The following is a 344-nucleotide window of genomic DNA, read 5'->3' on the forward strand; positions in this document are numbered from 1 at the left end:
TGTACCGTCCATTGGCGGGTATTTTGTCTGCCCACTCAGTGCGGCCTCATGCGCCGCCTCGACTGCGTGTGCGGGCGTCGGAAAATCAGGCTCGCCGGAGGAAAGGCTGACCACCTTTATACCCTGCGCCGATAGTTCTCTGGCGCGCTGCGTCATGGCGGCGGAGGCGGAAACGGAAACGTTTTTCAGTCGATCGGCTGTAGAGGGCATCAGGGTGATCTTTCACTGGGATATGGAACCGGGGCCACGTAGAGCCCATTAGCTGAGGGTGTAGGTTTTCCACATCGGAATGCCGTCAACGCGCGTCGCCTTCCAGATGTCTTCATCAATGCCACGAAGACCGG

The 344-nt window shown here is 59.0% G+C and carries 1 pseudogene; it reads right to left on the reverse strand.

What is annotated here, in order from left to right:
- A pseudogene (locus EN804_RS37780) lies at positions 1 to 210 on the reverse strand (aspartate transaminase); the annotation flags it as partial.
- Positions 211 to 344 lie beyond the last annotated feature (134 nt).

It is taken from the genome of Mesorhizobium sp. M8A.F.Ca.ET.161.01.1.1 (assembly GCF_004792105.1).
Lineage (GTDB): Bacteria > Pseudomonadota > Alphaproteobacteria > Rhizobiales > Rhizobiaceae > Mesorhizobium.